The organism is Shewanella sp. 1311 (assembly GCF_059338235.1).
In genome coordinates this window covers 2,396,953-2,412,960 of record NZ_CM181686.1, presented here as the reverse complement: position 1 = coordinate 2,412,960, position 16,008 = coordinate 2,396,953, and the positions used below count along the sequence as shown (strand labels likewise).

At 47.0% G+C, this 16,008-nt stretch carries 9 protein-coding genes, 6 tRNA genes and 3 rRNA genes; 14 read left to right on the top strand and 4 right to left on the bottom strand.

Going from position 1 to position 16,008, the window contains the following annotated elements:
• Window positions 1-63: 63 nt before the first annotated feature.
• The gene (locus AC5YB3_RS10910) at window positions 64-1,170 is read right to left on the bottom strand and encodes an acyl-CoA desaturase (protein ID WP_006087519.1); all 1,107 of its coding nucleotides are present in this window, start codon (window positions 1,168-1,170) and stop codon (window positions 64-66) included.
• 144 nt (window positions 1,171-1,314) lie between these two features.
• On the opposite strand from AC5YB3_RS10910, the gene fabR reads away from it, so the two are divergent.
• Entirely contained in the window at window positions 1,315-1,929 is a 615-nt protein-coding gene (fabR, locus tag AC5YB3_RS10905) for an HTH-type transcriptional repressor FabR (RefSeq protein WP_494527106.1), read from the top strand.
• Window positions 1,930-2,057: 128 nt separating this feature from the next.
• On the opposite strand, the gene trmA is transcribed toward fabR, so the two are convergent.
• Window positions 2,058-3,155: a tRNA (uridine(54)-C5)-methyltransferase TrmA gene (trmA, locus tag AC5YB3_RS10900; RefSeq protein WP_494527105.1), complete on the bottom strand. Its 1,098-nt coding sequence runs from the start codon at window positions 3,153-3,155 to the stop codon at window positions 2,058-2,060.
• A gap of 243 nt (window positions 3,156-3,398) precedes the next feature.
• On the opposite strand from trmA, the gene murI reads away from it, so the two are divergent.
• Window positions 3,399-4,223, top strand: a complete 825-nt coding sequence (gene murI, locus AC5YB3_RS10895; protein WP_494527104.1) for a glutamate racemase — start codon at window positions 3,399-3,401, stop codon at window positions 4,221-4,223.
• A 37-nt stretch (window positions 4,224-4,260) separates the two neighbouring features.
• Here the strand turns inward: murI and AC5YB3_RS10890 are convergent, their stop codons facing one another.
• Window positions 4,261-4,725 carry an RNA-binding protein gene (locus tag AC5YB3_RS10890; RefSeq protein ID WP_006083618.1) on the bottom strand — a complete coding sequence of 155 codons (465 nt, stop codon included), beginning with the start codon at window positions 4,723-4,725 and terminating at the stop codon, window positions 4,261-4,263.
• Between the two features lie 661 nt (window positions 4,726-5,386).
• Here AC5YB3_RS10890 and AC5YB3_RS10885 point away from each other — a divergent pair.
• The 7 genes from AC5YB3_RS10885 (at window position 5,387) to birA (ending at window position 13,071) form a co-directional block, all read left to right on the top strand.
• Window positions 5,387-6,931: ribosomal RNA gene (locus tag AC5YB3_RS10885) — 16S ribosomal RNA — on the top strand.
• A gap of 99 nt (window positions 6,932-7,030) precedes the next feature.
• Window positions 7,031-7,107 (top strand) — tRNA-Ile (locus AC5YB3_RS10880).
• A gap of 138 nt (window positions 7,108-7,245) precedes the next feature.
• A tRNA-Ala gene (locus AC5YB3_RS10875) sits at window positions 7,246-7,321 on the top strand.
• 362 nt (window positions 7,322-7,683) lie between these two features.
• Window positions 7,684-10,586 (top strand): 23S ribosomal RNA (locus AC5YB3_RS10870).
• A 191-nt stretch (window positions 10,587-10,777) separates the two neighbouring features.
• Window positions 10,778-10,893: ribosomal RNA gene (gene rrf / locus AC5YB3_RS10865) — 5S ribosomal RNA — on the top strand.
• The 16S, 23S and 5S rRNA genes sit together here with 2 tRNA genes alongside, the layout of an rRNA operon.
• A gap of 200 nt (window positions 10,894-11,093) precedes the next feature.
• Window positions 11,094-12,119: a UDP-N-acetylmuramate dehydrogenase gene (gene murB / locus AC5YB3_RS10860; RefSeq protein ID WP_494527103.1), complete on the top strand. Its 1,026-nt coding sequence runs from the start codon at window positions 11,094-11,096 to the stop codon at window positions 12,117-12,119.
• Window positions 12,112-13,071, top strand: a complete 960-nt coding sequence (gene birA, locus AC5YB3_RS10855; protein WP_259529936.1) for a bifunctional biotin--[acetyl-CoA-carboxylase] ligase/biotin operon repressor BirA — start codon at window positions 12,112-12,114, stop codon at window positions 13,069-13,071. Before murB ends, birA begins: the two co-directional genes overlap by 8 nt.
• Window positions 13,072-13,098: 27 nt before the next feature.
• On the opposite strand, the gene coaA is transcribed toward birA, so the two are convergent.
• Window positions 13,099-14,049: a type I pantothenate kinase gene (gene coaA / locus AC5YB3_RS10850; protein ID WP_006087509.1), complete on the bottom strand. Its 951-nt coding sequence runs from the start codon at window positions 14,047-14,049 to the stop codon at window positions 13,099-13,101.
• A 234-nt stretch (window positions 14,050-14,283) separates the two neighbouring features.
• Between coaA and AC5YB3_RS10845 the strand changes: the two genes are divergently transcribed.
• The 5 genes from AC5YB3_RS10845 to tuf all read left to right on the top strand — a co-directional run bounded on the left by AC5YB3_RS10845 (window position 14,284) and on the right by tuf (window position 15,950).
• Window positions 14,284-14,359 (top strand) — tRNA-Thr (locus AC5YB3_RS10845).
• Between the two features lie 8 nt (window positions 14,360-14,367).
• A tRNA-Tyr gene (locus tag AC5YB3_RS10840) sits at window positions 14,368-14,452 on the top strand.
• A gap of 38 nt (window positions 14,453-14,490) precedes the next feature.
• A tRNA-Gly gene (locus tag AC5YB3_RS10835) sits at window positions 14,491-14,564 on the top strand.
• An 8-nt stretch (window positions 14,565-14,572) separates the two neighbouring features.
• Window positions 14,573-14,648: transfer RNA gene (locus tag AC5YB3_RS10830), tRNA-Thr, on the top strand.
• A 117-nt stretch (window positions 14,649-14,765) separates the two neighbouring features.
• On the top strand, window positions 14,766-15,950 hold the full coding sequence (tuf, locus tag AC5YB3_RS10825) for an elongation factor Tu (protein ID WP_006083602.1): 1,185 nt from the start codon (window positions 14,766-14,768) through the stop codon (window positions 15,948-15,950).
• Window positions 15,951-16,008 lie beyond the last annotated feature (58 nt).

Here is a 16,008-nt window from a genome sequence, read left to right as displayed (position 1 = left end):
TCATCATAATCAGATACGGCCACCATGCAAGGTGGCCGTATGACTTTCGGGCAGAATTGTGGTTTAGCTATAAGTTGCGGTTAGGCTGCGCCAATGTTTTTGCTGGACTAAGAAACGCGCTTTTAGCTCTTCAACTTGCTGCAATAGCTGCTGATCGACAAGTTGCTTGCGCTTGGCCTCAAGCAAGGTTTTCTTTGCTTGATAGTAATCCATTAAGTGCAGCTTGAGTAATTCATACTCAGCTTGGACTTTTTCAATAATTTCATCGGCATTGGGTAAGTGCACGACTTTGTTCTTGGTCCGCAGCAGCTGCATCTGCAAGCGTGCGCTCTCGATACGTTCCTGTGGACTCGTACGCAAGTCCTTGGCTAACCCCAACCAAGATAATGACTTAATCAACCATTTAGTTGGATCGTAGTGCCACCATTTAATGCCATTACGATAGTCATTTTCGAAGATGTGATGGAAATTATGGTAACCCTCACCGTAGGTCAACATGGCTAGAAAGCCATTATCGCGGGCAGTGTTCTTATCGGTATAAGGCTGGCTGCCCCACACGTGGGCTAAAGAGTTGATGAAGAAAGTGCAGTGATGCACAACCACTAAACGCAGTAAACCCGCCATCAATAACATAGACAGTACATCGCCGTTCAGCCAGCCGAGCAGGGCAGGCAGTCCAATGTTCATCAGTAATACGAGTGCGAGGTAATGTTTGTGTTGCCACATAACGATACGGTCATTTTGCAGATCGCGCACATTTTGATAATCATGATAGCGTTGCGACTGATACTCACGCAGCATCCAACCGATATGGCTGTACCAGAATCCCATTTTGGCTGAGTACGGGTCTTTGTCGTTATCATCTACGTGCTTGTGGTGGATTCGATGATCGGAAGCCCAGTGTAATGCACTGTTTTGTAATGCTAAAGCACCGCCGAGTGCATACATAAACCGCACGGCTGGATGGGCTTTATAGGCCTTGTGTGACCAAAGTCTGTGATAACCTGCGGTGATCGACAAACCACTGGCAAAGGCTAAGACAATAAAAGCGATCCATTCACTGGCGCCATAGCCGTGAACAATACCGCGCCACGGAACTAAGATCACCGCACTGAGGAAAGTGATGGCAAACAGACTGACATTAAGCCAGATGATAGGGGGTTTTTTCATTATAGGTTTCCAAAATTCGCTTTTGAGCGTACATCTGTAAGCTAATTTAGCCTAGCTATATTGTTTGGTCAAGGACGATGGGGCTGTGTTTAATGCCTAAAAGCGGTATTATCGCGTCATTACATTCAGTTAGCGGATTTAAGAATGGGTATTCGAGCACAGCAAAAAGAGAAAACTCGTCGAGCTTTAGTCGATGCGGCCTTTAATCAGCTAAGTGCTGAGCGCAGCTTCTCAAGTCTGAGTTTGCGAGAGGTTGCTCGGGAAGCCAATATCGCGCCGACATCTTTTTATCGCCATTTTAAAGATATGAACGAACTCGGTCTCACTATGGTGGACGAGGGCGGATTAACACTCAGACAGATGATGCGAAAAGGCCGTCAGCGAGCCGAAGCCGGTGGTAGCGTGATCCGTATTTCTGTTGATACTTTTATGGAAGTGCTTGATTCTAATCCAAACGTATTCCGTATCTTATTGCATGAACGTTCAGGAACCTCTGCAGCGTTCCGTGCGGCGGTTGCTCGCGAAATTGAACATTTTATTTCTGAATTGGCTCACTATACCGAAGCGAAAGCGGGCCGAACTCCGTTATTAGCTCGGGCGCAGGCAGAAGCTTTAGTCACTTTGGTGTTTAACGCCGGCGCTTCAGCATTAGATATGAAACGCGCCGATCGAAAAATCCTGGCCGATCAATTAGTCATGCAACTGCGTATGGTCGCCAAAGGTGCCGAGACTTTGCAGCATAAGGTTGAGTACCGCTAATCTGAGTGATATGCACATCAGTTGCTAAAAATAATGGAGCCTGAGGCTCCATTATTTTTGGCGAATTTATGTTTGAGTTCTAGCTACGTTTAACTGCTATGCAGTCGAGCTTAATGCATTTGAGGTGACTAACGACGCTCTAGTAGAACACCTGTTTCCATGTGTTCGGTATAAGGGAACTGATCAAACAAGGCGAAGCGAGTGACTTTATGGGTTTCGTTCAGTAGCTGCAGGTTGTCTTTTAAGGTTTCAGGGTTGCAGGAAATATATAAGATCCGCTCGTAACCTTGTACTAATGCCAACGTATCAGGATCAATCCCTGCGCGTGGTGGGTCGACAAAAATGGTGTTGCACACATAGCTGTCGAGATCGATACCTTCTAAACGTCTAAAGCTGCGTTTCTTCGCCATGGCATCGCTAAAGTCTTCGGCCGACATGCGAATAATCTGCAGATTCTCAATACCATTCACTTCGATATTGTATTGTGCCGCATCGACTGAAGGCTTAGCGAGTTCGGTGGCCAATACGCGATTAAAGTTTTGCGCCAGTGCGATAGAGAAGTTGCCATTACCACAGTAGAGTTCTAGTAAATCACCCTGACTGTTTTGAGTCGCATCGATAGCCCACTCCAACATTTTTACGGAAACTTTGGCATTCGGTTGAGTAAAGCTGTTCTCGATTTGCTTATATAAGAAGGTTTTATCATTCACTTGTAATGACTCGACCACAAAGTCTTTATCTAAATCGATTTTCTGCTTACGGGCACGGCCGATGATGTTGACGTTAAACTGGCTGCTTAACTTGGCTTTTAGTGCAGTCGCATCGGCGCGCCATTGGTCATCAAGCTGTCTGTGATAAAGCAAGGACACTAAGATCTCGCCGCTTAAGGTCGACAAAAAATCCACTTGGAACAGTTTATGTCTTAGACTAGGATTCGGTTTTAGTTCGGCGATTAAGGCCGACATCATTTGATTGATGAGCACGCTGGCTGGCAAGTATTGATCGCATCGCACTTTCTCATTCAATACTTTATCGAACATGTAATAGTATAAGTCGTCACCGTCATGCCACATGCGGAATTCAGCACGCATACGGTAGTTGGCAGGCTCTGAGGCAAAAACTTCAACACTCGGTGTTTCAAATTGGGCAAAGGCTTGTTCTAGCTTGATACGCTTGTGTTCTAACTGCGTATCATAAGTCTGAGGGTCCATTGCTGCTAAGTTCATTGTTTGATTCACCGTTGCTGTAAATTGGGGCGCAAATATTATACTAGGTGACACGAATGTCCAGCATCTTGCTTTTGCTGTTTATGCAAAGCTGTGGGAAAATCTGCGCGCTTGAGTGTGATTCTATGGATATTCAATGCGTATTTGGTTGGATTCATTCAGTCATCAAACATCGAATCACTTAATGTTGTAATGCGTTCAATCTGTATAGCCATTTTGTTATAACCGAAACGGGAGACCCGCTTGTCGCGACCTATATTAGTGTTTGATTCTGGGATTGGTGGCCTATCCGTATTGGCTGAAATCCGCAAGAGTTTGCCCCATAGCGACTATTGTTATCTTTTCGACAATGCTAGGTTGCCCTATGGCGAGTTAGAAGAGCAGGTATTAATTGCTGGCTGTATCGCATTAGTATGTGATCTTGTGGCTCGCACCAATGCAATGATAGTCGTCGTCGCCTGCAACACCGCGAGCACTGTCGTGCTACCGGCATTACGTGCAAACCTCAGTATTCCTGTTGTGGGCGTTGTACCCGCTATCAAACCCGCAGCAAAGATGTCTAAGAGTAAACGTATTGGACTCTTGGCTACCCCTGGCACAGTTAAGCGTCATTATACCCATGAGCTCATCAGTCAATTTGCCGATGATTGCCATGTCGAACTTTTTGGTTGTTCTGAACTTGTCATGATGGCGGAGCAGAAAATAGCGACAGGTGAAATGGACATGCACAGACTGGCAGATTTACTCGCGCCAGTCGTTGCCGCGCAATTGGACGTGCTCGTACTGGGTTGTACTCACTTCCCGATGATCCAAGCTGAATTACAACAAGTGCTCGGTGCGGGCGTAACGCTAATGGATTCTGGCGCTGCGATAGCTAAGCGAGTCGTGACTCTTTTAACGCAACAGAATCTTATTGTGGAGGAGCGCAGAGTAACAAATGAGAGAGAAGCATTAGGGGATTCAGCAATGCAGGCGTTCTATACTAAAGCGGAAATCAGTGAAGGCTTAACAACAACATTAATTGATTGTGGCTTTTCAACTATCGAACGAATCACCACAACCAACTAAATTTATAACGTCAAACAAAACAGTTTAAACGACAATACTACTCGTCAGTACCTGTACGGTCGGCAGCTTCCGAATCTTGTGTTTTTGCTTCTCTTACTTTTAAGGTTCTTTCTTGGAAGCTATAGTCATTCAGTTTAACCATGGCTTTCTGAGCGCCAGACTCTGACATCTCCACAAAACCAAAACCTTTACGACGACCAGTCTTACGATCTCTGACTAAACGCACAGAGTTTACTGGGCCAAACTCACCAAACAATACTTTTACTTCACCTTCATGGACACGATAAGGCAGGTTACCTACATATAAGGTCATAGTAGGACCAACATATTGTTCTTCTGTAGCATGAGATGATGAAGTCTCTGGAACAAGTTTAAAGATAAGGCTAGTCACAATAACGCCTGCAACGAAGGCAATATAAGCCGGCAGCGTAGGTGCAAACTGAAATAGCACAAAGGCGCCAACAATGGCGACAATCAAAACAATAAGAAATGACTTTTGCATAAGAATGCTCTCTGATGAATGGAAAATTGATAAATAACTGTTAACAGCAAGTATATGGTAATGAATTATTTACTTTTACACTAGACCATTGCTGAAATATTGAGCGTGAATTATCAATTATTAGCTAAAAAAGCTGACTTATTTCCGATAAATAAGGTCTACAAGCTAAAAAATGGTCATAACGTTTAAAATATCGACGTACGATTCAATGATCGCTAAAAAGCCCTTGCGGACTTTCTCAATCTCCCTATAATGCGCATCCACTGACACGGCAGACAGCGTAACGCAAGTTAAGTAAAGAAAGCCAAGCAGTTCATCGGTTAGCAAGCTAAACGATGAGTGTTGAGAAAGTTGAAAAAACTACTTGACGCACTAACGGGAATGCGTAGAATACGCAGCCCTGACCCGCTGAAAACTCAGTGTGTGGTCAACGCTCTTTAACAATTTATCAAGCAAATCTGTGTGGACACTCACAGGTGTTGAGTTAATCGAAACTGCTTAACCTTAGGGTTGGCAGTCAAAAATTTAAATCAACCAATTCTTTCACGAGAGTGATGAGTGTTCATAGCAATATGTACAAAGACTTACTACTTATTTTCGGATAAATAGGAGTCGAACAGAATTCGTTGAGCCGTTTGACGTAAGTCAAACAACAAAACTTTAATTGAAGAGTTTGATCATGGCTCAGATTGAACGCTGGCGGCAGGCCTAACACATGCAAGTCGAGCGGCAGCGGGAAGATAGTTTACTATCTTTGCCGGCGAGCGGCGGACGGGTGAGTAATGCCTAGGGATCTGCCCAGTCGAGGGGGATAACAGTTGGAAACGACTGCTAATACCGCATACGCCCTACGGGGGAAAGGAGGGGACCTTCGGGCCTTCCGCGATTGGATGAACCTAGGTGGGATTAGCTAGTTGGTGAGGTAATGGCTCACCAAGGCGACGATCCCTAGCTGTTCTGAGAGGATGATCAGCCACACTGGGACTGAGACACGGCCCAGACTCCTACGGGAGGCAGCAGTGGGGAATATTGCACAATGGGGGAAACCCTGATGCAGCCATGCCGCGTGTGTGAAGAAGGCCTTCGGGTTGTAAAGCACTTTCAGTAGGGAGGAAAGGTAATATTTTAATACGCTATTACTGTGACGTTACCTACAGAAGAAGGACCGGCTAACTCCGTGCCAGCAGCCGCGGTAATACGGAGGGTCCGAGCGTTAATCGGAATTACTGGGCGTAAAGCGTGCGCAGGCGGTTTGTTAAGCGAGATGTGAAAGCCCCGGGCTCAACCTGGGAATTGCATTTCGAACTGGCGAACTAGAGTCTTGTAGAGGGGGGTAGAATTCCAGGTGTAGCGGTGAAATGCGTAGAGATCTGGAGGAATACCGGTGGCGAAGGCGGCCCCCTGGACAAAGACTGACGCTCAGGCACGAAAGCGTGGGGAGCAAACAGGATTAGATACCCTGGTAGTCCACGCCGTAAACGATGTCTACTCGGAGTTTGGTGTCTTGAACACTGGGCTCTCAAGCTAACGCATTAAGTAGACCGCCTGGGGAGTACGGCCGCAAGGTTAAAACTCAAATGAATTGACGGGGGCCCGCACAAGCGGTGGAGCATGTGGTTTAATTCGATGCAACGCGAAGAACCTTACCTACTCTTGACATCCACGGAATTCGCTAGAGATAGCTTAGTGCCTTCGGGAACCGTGAGACAGGTGCTGCATGGCTGTCGTCAGCTCGTGTTGTGAAATGTTGGGTTAAGTCCCGCAACGAGCGCAACCCCTATCCTTATTTGCCAGCACGTAATGGTGGGAACTCTAGGGAGACTGCCGGTGATAAACCGGAGGAAGGTGGGGACGACGTCAAGTCATCATGGCCCTTACGAGTAGGGCTACACACGTGCTACAATGGCGAGTACAGAGGGTTGCAAAGCCGCGAGGTGGAGCTAATCTCACAAAGCTCGTCGTAGTCCGGATTGGAGTCTGCAACTCGACTCCATGAAGTCGGAATCGCTAGTAATCGTGGATCAGAATGCCACGGTGAATACGTTCCCGGGCCTTGTACACACCGCCCGTCACACCATGGGAGTGGGCTGCAAAAGAAGTGGGTAGCTTAACCTTCGGGGGGGCGCTCACCACTTTGTGGTTCATGACTGGGGTGAAGTCGTAACAAGGTAGCCCTAGGGGAACCTGGGGCTGGATCACCTCCTTACCTATACGACTAACTTAATGTTTGTTGAGTGTTCACACAGATTTGCTTGATAGAAGAAAGAGTAAAAGATAAACCTAGTTAAATAGGTTCATCAAAGATGGGTCTGTAGCTCAGCTGGTTAGAGCGCACCCCTGATAAGGGTGAGGTCGGTGGTTCAAGTCCACTCTGACCCACCAAATCTTCGTTCTCCTTTGTTAAATTAACACTCGTTTAGTGAACTAAACGTCGCGTTAATTTACCGCGGATAACTTGATTTGGCAAACCAATCCTTTTAGAGGTTTGGAACATCTTACTTACTCGCACTGCATGTAAATGGGGCTATAGCTCAGCTGGGAGAGCGCCTGCCTTGCACGCAGGAGGTCTGCGGTTCGATCCCGCATAGCTCCACCATTTACACCTTATTCTGACTTTATTGCAAAGTAATAAGGCATATGCACTATGGATAGAGATGCCAAAGATAAACTTAAAAATTATCTTTGGCTTTTTTAAGCCCGCTCTTTAACAATTTGGAAAGCTGATAGTATTTAATTGCATGAGTCTGTCATGTAATTAATTACAAAACGTTCAATGCGAAAGCATTGAACATGAGTTCTCAAACACTTTATTAAGTGTCTTGAATATTCAAAAGTAAATTATTCTTTATTGAATAGTTTACGTCTAAGGCGCGTCCACTTCTTTGGTCAGAAGTGAGACAAGTAAAACCAAGCTGGTCGCAATACGACTCAGATGAGTGAAACTCATTTGGGTTGTATGGTTAAGCGACTAAGCGTATACGGTGGATGCCTTGGCAGTCAGAGGCGATGAAGGACGTAGTAACTTGCGAAAAGCGTTGGCGAGCTAGTAACAAGCATTTGAGCTAACGATGTCCGAATGGGGGAACCCAGCAGCATAAGCTGTTATCGCAACATGAATACATAGTGTTGCGAGGCGAACCCGGGGAACTGAAACATCTAAGTACCCGGAGGAAAAGAAATCAACCGAGATTCCCCTAGTAGCGGCGAGCGAACGGGGATTAGCCCTTAAGTCAGTGGGGTGTTAGTGGAATGTGTTGGAAAGCACAGCGGCACAGGGTGATAGCCCCGTACATGAAAACTAACCATTGATGAAAACGAGTAAGGCGGGACACGTGACATCCTGTTTGAATATGGGGGGACCATCCTCCAAGGCTAAATACTCCTGACTGACCGATAGTGAACCAGTACCGTGAGGGAAAGGCGAAAAGAACCCCTGTGAGGGGAGTGAAATAGAACCTGAAACCGTATACGTACAAGCAGTGGGAGCGGTTCTTGAGACCGTGACTGCGTACCTTTTGTATAATGGGTCAGCGACTTACATTTTGTAGCGAGGTTAAGCGAATAGCGGAGCCGTAGGGAAACCGAGTGTTAACTGCGCGTTTAGTTGCAAGGTGTAGACCCGAAACCCGGTGATCTAGCCATGGGCAGGTTGAAGGTTGAGTAACATCAACTGGAGGACCGAACCGACTAATGTTGAAAAATTAGCGGATGACTTGTGGCTGGGGGTGAAAGGCCAATCAAACCGGGAGATATCTGGTTCTCCTCGAAAGCTATTTAGGTAGCGCCTCGAGCGAATACCATTGGGGGTAGAGCACTGTTAAGGCTAGGGGGTCATCCCGACTTACCAACCCTTTGCAAACTCCGAATACCAATGAGTACTACTCGGGAGACAGACGGCGGGTGCTAACGTCCGTCGTCAAAAGGGAAACAACCCAGACCGTCAGCTAAGGTCCCAAAGTACTAGCTAAGTGGGAAACGATGTGGGAAGGCTTAGACAGCTAGGATGTTGGCTTAGAAGCAGCCATCATTTAAAGAAAGCGTAATAGCTCACTAGTCGAGTCGGCCTGCGCGGAAGATGTAACGGGGCTAAGCTAGTCACCGAAGCTACGGGTGCACAGTTTACTGTGCGCGGTAGAGGAGCGTTCTGTAAGCCGTTGAAGGTGAAGGGGTAACCCACGCTGGAGGTATCAGAAGTGCGAATGCTGACATGAGTAACGATAAAGGGGGTGAAAAACCCCCTCGCCGAAAGACCAAGGGTTCCTGTCCAACGTTAATCGGGGCAGGGTGAGTCGACCCCTAAGGTGAGGCCGAAAGGCGTAATCGATGGGAAACAGATTAATATTTCTGTACTTCCGCTAACTGCGATGGAGAGACGGAGAAGGCTAGGCTAGCGCGGCGTTGGTAGTCCGCGTTTAAGGTGGTAGGTTGATTTCTTAGGCAAATCCGGGGAATCGCACTTTAGTGTGCAGACTGAGAGCTGATGACGAGGTCCTAAGGGACTGAAGTAGTTGATGCCATGCTTCCAGGAAAATCTTCTAAGCTTCAGGTTAGCGGGAATCGTACCCCAAACCGACACAGGTGGTCGGGTAGAGAATACCAAGGCGCTTGAGAGAACTCGGCTGAAGGAACTAGGCAAAATGGTACCGTAACTTCGGGAGAAGGTACGCTCCTGTTGGTGATGAGACTTGCTCTCTAAGCTGACGGGAGTCGCAGATACCAGGTGGCTGCAACTGTTTATCAAAAACACAGCACTGTGCAAACTCGCAAGAGGAAGTATACGGTGTGACGCCTGCCCGGTGCCGGAAGGTTAATTGATTGGGTTATCGCAAGAGAAGCTCATGATCGAAGCCCCGGTAAACGGCGGCCGTAACTATAACGGTCCTAAGGTAGCGAAATTCCTTGTCGGGTAAGTTCCGACCTGCACGAATGGCGTAATGATGGCCACGCTGTCTCCAGCCGAGACTCAGTGAAGTTGAAATTGCGGTGAAGATGCCGTATACCCGCGGCTAGACGGAAAGACCCCGTGAACCTTTACTATAGCTTGGCACTGAACATTGAACCTACATGTGTAGGATAGGTGGGAGACTTTGAAGTTGTGACGCTAGTCATGATGGAGTCGTCCTTGAAATACCACCCTTGTAGTTTTGATGTTCTAACCTAGGTCCCTTATCGGGATTAGGGACAGTGCCTGGTGGGTAGTTTGACTGGGGCGGTCTCCTCCCAAAGAGTAACGGAGGAGCACGAAGGTTGGCTAAGTACGGTCGGACATCGTACGGTTAGTGCAATGGCATAAGCCAGCTTAACTGCGAGACATACACGTCGAGCAGGTACGAAAGTAGGTCATAGTGATCCGGTGGTTCTGAATGGAAGGGCCATCGCTCAACGGATAAAAGGTACTCCGGGGATAACAGGCTGATACCGCCCAAGAGTTCATATCGACGGCGGTGTTTGGCACCTCGATGTCGGCTCATCACATCCTGGGGCTGAAGTCGGTCCCAAGGGTATGGCTGTTCGCCATTTAAAGTGGTACGCGAGCTGGGTTCAGAACGTCGTGAGACAGTTCGGTCCCTATCTGCCGTGGGCGTTGGATGATTGAAGGGAGCTGCTCCTAGTACGAGAGGACCGGAGTGGACGAACCGCTGGTGTTCGGGTTGTCATGCCAATGGCATTGCCCGGTAGCTACGTTCGGAATCGATAACCGCTGAAAGCATCTAAGCGGGAAGCGAGCCCTAAGATGAGTCATCCCTAGGAATTTAATTCCTCTAAAGAGCCGTTCGAGACTAGGACGTTGATAGGCATGGTGTGTAAGCGTTGTGAGGCGTTGAGCTAACATGTACTAATGACTCGAGAGGCTTAACCATACAACCCAGATGGGTTTTACTGAAAATGTTCCAGACATTTTCTAGCACTTCCTCCATCCATGGAGGTCGTACGAAAAGCCTTAGACAGAATATCGACACTTGATAAAGTTAAAGACTCAAACAAAGCAAATCAGCTTTCCGAATTATTATTAGCGTGAGCCAGAGATGGACACGGTAATAAACAGAATTTGCTTGGTGACAATAGCCTTGTGGAACCACCTGATCCCATCCCGAACTCAGAAGTGAAACGCAAACGCGCCGATGGTAGTGTGGGGTCTCCCCATGTGAGAGTAGGTCATCGCCAAGCGCCTAATTATCTCATTGAGATGTAACGAAGCCAGCTGAATAAGCTGGCTTTTTTGCATCTGCAGTTTGTTAATTTCAGCGTGATTTTTCGCCTAAATGCCTACTCCACGATGACTATTTCATCAATACATGTCCTCCGCGTTAGCTGCAATCCTCGCTTTTAGCAGTTACAATGTGTTTTTGTCGTCATTGATCAAACACATGTCTCTAGCTCATAGCCTTAAATCGTTTAATTCCTTTGGTTTAGCCCAGTCTTGCGCCGCTCTTGTTGAGGCGCACTCAAAAGAAGCTGTTCAGGCGATGTGTTTGCCACTATGGCAACAGCAATTGCCTATGTTGGTGCTTGGTGGCGGTAGCAATCTGGTCTTCACTGAGGACTTTAACGGTACAGTTGTCAGGATTTTATCGAAGGGGATAAAAGTATCTGAAGACGGAGAAGCATTTTATCTCGAGGTTGAGGCGGGTGAGAATTGGCACGAGTTAATTAAGTTTACGCTCGAGCATGGCATGTTTGGGCTGGAAAATATGGCGTTAATTCCTGGAACGGTTGGGGCAGCACCTATCCAGAATATTGGCGCTTATGGTGTTGAACTCTGTGATGTATGTGATTGGGTTGAGTATCTTGATTTACCCTCAGGTGAGTTTGTGCGTATAAGCACTGCTGAGTGTCAATTTGCTTACCGTGAATCCATTTTCAAAGACAAATTACGTAATCTTGCCGTAGTCACTGCTGTCGGACTGCGCTTAGTTAAACGGTGGCAACCGCGTTTGGCCTATGGCCCATTGCAATCGTTTGATCCCGCAACCGTTACAGCCCATGAGATTTTTGAGCGCGTATGCCAAGTGCGCAGTGAAAAGCTCCCTGATCCAGCAGTGCTCGGCAATGCAGGCAGTTTCTTTAAAAATCCTATTGTTAGCGCGGCCTGTTATCTAGATTTAGCACAGCGTTTTCCGACAATAGTGGGTTACGCACAAGCGGATGCGACGGTAAAATTGGCTGCAGGTTGGTTGATTGAGCAAGCGGGGCTGAAAGGTTTTGTGCTTGGAAATGCGGCTGTGCATGACAAACAAGCCTTAGTATTAGTGAATCGAGGCGGGGCAACGGGGCGCGATATTTGTCGCTTAGCACTGCATGTTATTGCGCAAGTACAGGATAAATTTGGTGTTGTGCTAGAAGCGGAACCTAGAATCATGGGCGCTAACGGTGAAGGAAATTTGTATGTCTGATAATTGGGGAAGAAAGCGCCAGATATTAGCGTTATTGTCTAGCGGTCAATTTGTTTCAGGCGAGCAGTTAGCCACTGAACTTGGGATTTCGCGCGCCGCTGTAAATAAGCACATTGATGCGTTAGAAACCTATGGCGTAGCAATTTATAGCGTTAAAGGTCGCGGCTATAAGCTAGCCAATCCCATCTCTTTGATTGATGCTTCACGTTTAGTGCAGTCAATTGATAACCGTTGTTTTTATTTTGATGAAATCGCAAGCACCAACGGCTTTATGCTGAGCCATACCACTGAGCTAAAGAATGGCGATGTGTGCGTGGCAGAGTATCAATCTGCAGGTCGCGGTCGCCGAGGTCGCACTTGGGTGTCGCCCTATGGGCATCACTTGTACTTCTCATTGTTTTGGACATTTCCGCAGGGAATGGCACAGGCTATGGGTTTAAGTTTAGTAGTGGCGTGCACTTTGGTTGAAGTGCTTAAATCGTTTGGGGTCGAGAATATTGGGGTTAAGTGGCCGAATGATATCTATTTGGATAACAAGAAGCTTGCTGGGATCTTGATTGAAATGTCGGGACAGGCGGATAGTCAGTGTCAGCTGATCATTGGTGTTGGCGTTAATATGGCGATGTCAGAGGAGCAAGGCAAAGGTATCGATCAGCCTTGGAGTGACCTGTCAGATTTGGTCGATATGCCAGATAAGACTGCGCTTGTTATCGAATTACAGAAGCAACTGAAGCGCGATATCCAGCTATTTGAACGTGAAGGATTAGCTGCATTCAAGGCTCGTTGGCAAGCGGCAGACTTATTTTATGGTCGTGAAATACGTTTGATTATGGGGGATACGTCTGTCGAAGGGATTTGTCGCGGCGTTGATGAGCAGGGTGCGGTATTGCTCGAAACCGCCGACGGTGTGCAAGCATTTATCGGCGGTGAAATTAGCTTAAGGGCACGCTAAGCACCCAAGAGACTATTTTATAGAAGACTATTTGCGCATCAGTACGTGGGACATCAAATGATCCTGACCTTTCTGTAGGATCAAATGCGCCCTTTCACGGGTCGGTTGAATATTTAATTGTAGGTTGGGACCGTTAATCGTGTCCCAAATATTGGCTGCAATGGTATTGGCTTCATCGTCAGTTAGTGTCGAATAGTGATGAAAATACGATTTCTTGTCACTGAAGGCGCCAGAGCGGAATTGCAAGAAGCGTTCTTTGTACCATTGTTTGAGTAACGGCTCTTCCGCATCGACATAAATAGAAAAGTCGACAAAATCGGAGACAAAAGGACGACGGGTATCGACGGGGGAGTCGAGTCCAGTCTGCAGTACATTCAAGCCTTCCAAAATTAAGATGTCGGGCTGAGAAACGGTTTGGTGCTGATTTTTCACACGGTCATAGGTGACGTGTGAATAGATAGGGGCTTTCACATGGGGTTGGCCAGATTTTACTGCTGAGATAAACTCAACCAGCATTTTCATATCGTAGCTTTCCGGAAATCCCTTGCGCTGTAATAACCCTTTACGCTTCAAGTCTGCCAGCGGATACAAAAAGCCATCCGTTGTGACTAGATCGACCTTAGGGTGCTCAGGCCAATGCCGTAGCAAGGCTTGCAAGATACGCGCTGTGGTACTTTTGCCGACGGCGACACTGCCGGCAATACTAATGATGTAAGGGCTTCTTGATGGCTTTTGCCCAAGGAACTCATCAACCACTAAGCCACGTTGCTGCTTAGCTTTGACGATCAAATTGAGTAGCCGGCTAAGGGGAAGGTAAATATCAGTGACTTCCGATAAGGAAATCTTCTCATTTATGCCTCTAAGGTTTTCCAAGTCTTGCTCACTCAGCGTCAACGGCACTGAATCTCGTAACTCAGACCATTGCAGGCGCTCAAAGGCAAGATAGAGTGCTTTTTGAATTGAATTTTTAGAAGTCATTGGCTTTCCTCAGCTTAGGAAAGGCACAGTACACTATGGGATTATTCGGAACAATACTAAATGGGTGATTGCAGTCGTGTTTCCGTCGTCGTTTGATGTATTCGCTGTTTAATTGGTCGTCAAAGTTGGATAACGTGTAAAAAAACACCGTTCAAGCGCTTTTTTTACGTAAATGGACGTTTTTTACTTGCACTTGAGAGCGCATTTACCTAATATCCCGTTCCGAAATGATATGCCGGCATAGCTCAGTTGGTAGAGCAACTGACTTGTAATCAGTAGGTCCCGAGTTCGACTCTTGGTGCCGGCACCATTTTCTGTGGAGGGGTTCCCGAGTGGCCAAAGGGATCAGACTGTAAATCTGACGGCTCAGCCTTCGAAGGTTCGAATCCTTCTCCCTCCACCACTTTTTTCTAGGTAGTTAGGTAGCCTTAGTTAGGTTGCGCGGACATCGTATAATGGTATTACTCCAGCCTTCCAAGCTGATAACGCGGGTTCGATTCCCGCTGTCCGCTCCAAATTAGTTGCTGATATGGCTCAGTTGGTAGAGCACACCCTTGGTAAGGGTGAGGTCGGCAGTTCGAATCTGCCTATCAGCACCAGCCTCTCTAAATTTAGCTCCTACGCCTAAACATAATCGGTTCGATGTCATTTTAATGCATCGGATTTTTTCTATATGTTAGTTTTCATCACCAAGATTCTTGGACTGAGGCATTACCATGGCTAAAGCTAAATTTGAACGTATTAAGCCCCATGTAAACGTGGGCACCATTGGTCACGTTGACCATGGTAAAACCACACTGACTGCAGCTATCTCTCACGTACTGGCTAAGACCTACGGTGGCGAAGCTAAAGACTTCTCTCAAATCGATAACGCTCCAGAAGAGCGTGAGCGCGGTATTACAATCAATACCTCTCACATCGAATATGACACGCCTTCACGTCACTACGCACACGTAGACTGCCCAGGCCATGCTGACTATGTTAAAAACATGATCACTGGTGCTGCACAGATGGACGGCGCGATTTTAGTAGTAGCTTCAACAGACGGTCCAATGCCACAGACTCGTGAGCACATCCTGCTTTCTCGTCAGGTTGGCGTACCGTACATCATCGTGTTCATGAACAAATGTGACATGGTAGATGACGAAGAATTACTGGAATTGGTAGAAATGGAAGTTCGTGAACTTCTGTCAGAATACGATTTCCCAGGTGATGACTTACCAGTAATCCAAGGTTCAGCTCTGAAGGCACTAGAAGGCCAACCAGAGTGGGAAGCTAAGATTATTGAACTGGCTAATGCACTGGATTCTTACATTCCAGAACCACAACGTGACATCGATAAGCCGTTCCTACTGCCAATCGAAGACGTATTCTCAATCTCTGGCCGTGGTACTGTAGTAACTGGCCGTGTTGAGCGTGGTATTGTTAAAGTTGGTGACGAAGTTGAAATCGTTGGTGTTCGCACTACGACTAAAACAACGTGTACTGGCGTAGAAATGTTCCGTAAGCTGCTTGACGAAGGTCGTGCAGGTGAGAACTGTGGTGTGTTATTACGTGGTACTAAGCGTGATGACGTAGAACGTGGTCAAGTATTGGCTAAACCAGGTTCAATCAACCCACACACCACTTTTGAATCAGAAGTTTATGTTCTGTCAAAAGAAGAAGGCGGACGTCACACTCCATTCTTCAAAGGCTACCGTCCACAGTTCTACTTCCGTACAACAGACGTGACTGGTACTATCGAACTGCCAGAAGGCGTAGAGATGGTAATGCCTGGCGACAACATCAAAATGGTAGTTACTCTGATTTGCCCAATCGCGATGGACGAAGGTTTACGCTTCGCAATCCGTGAAGGTGGTCGTACAGTAGGTGCTGGTGTAGTAGCTAAAATCATTGCTTAATAGCGATAGAGATTAGTTTGAAAAGGAAGCTTCGGCTTCCTTTTTTGTTTAAGTGGAT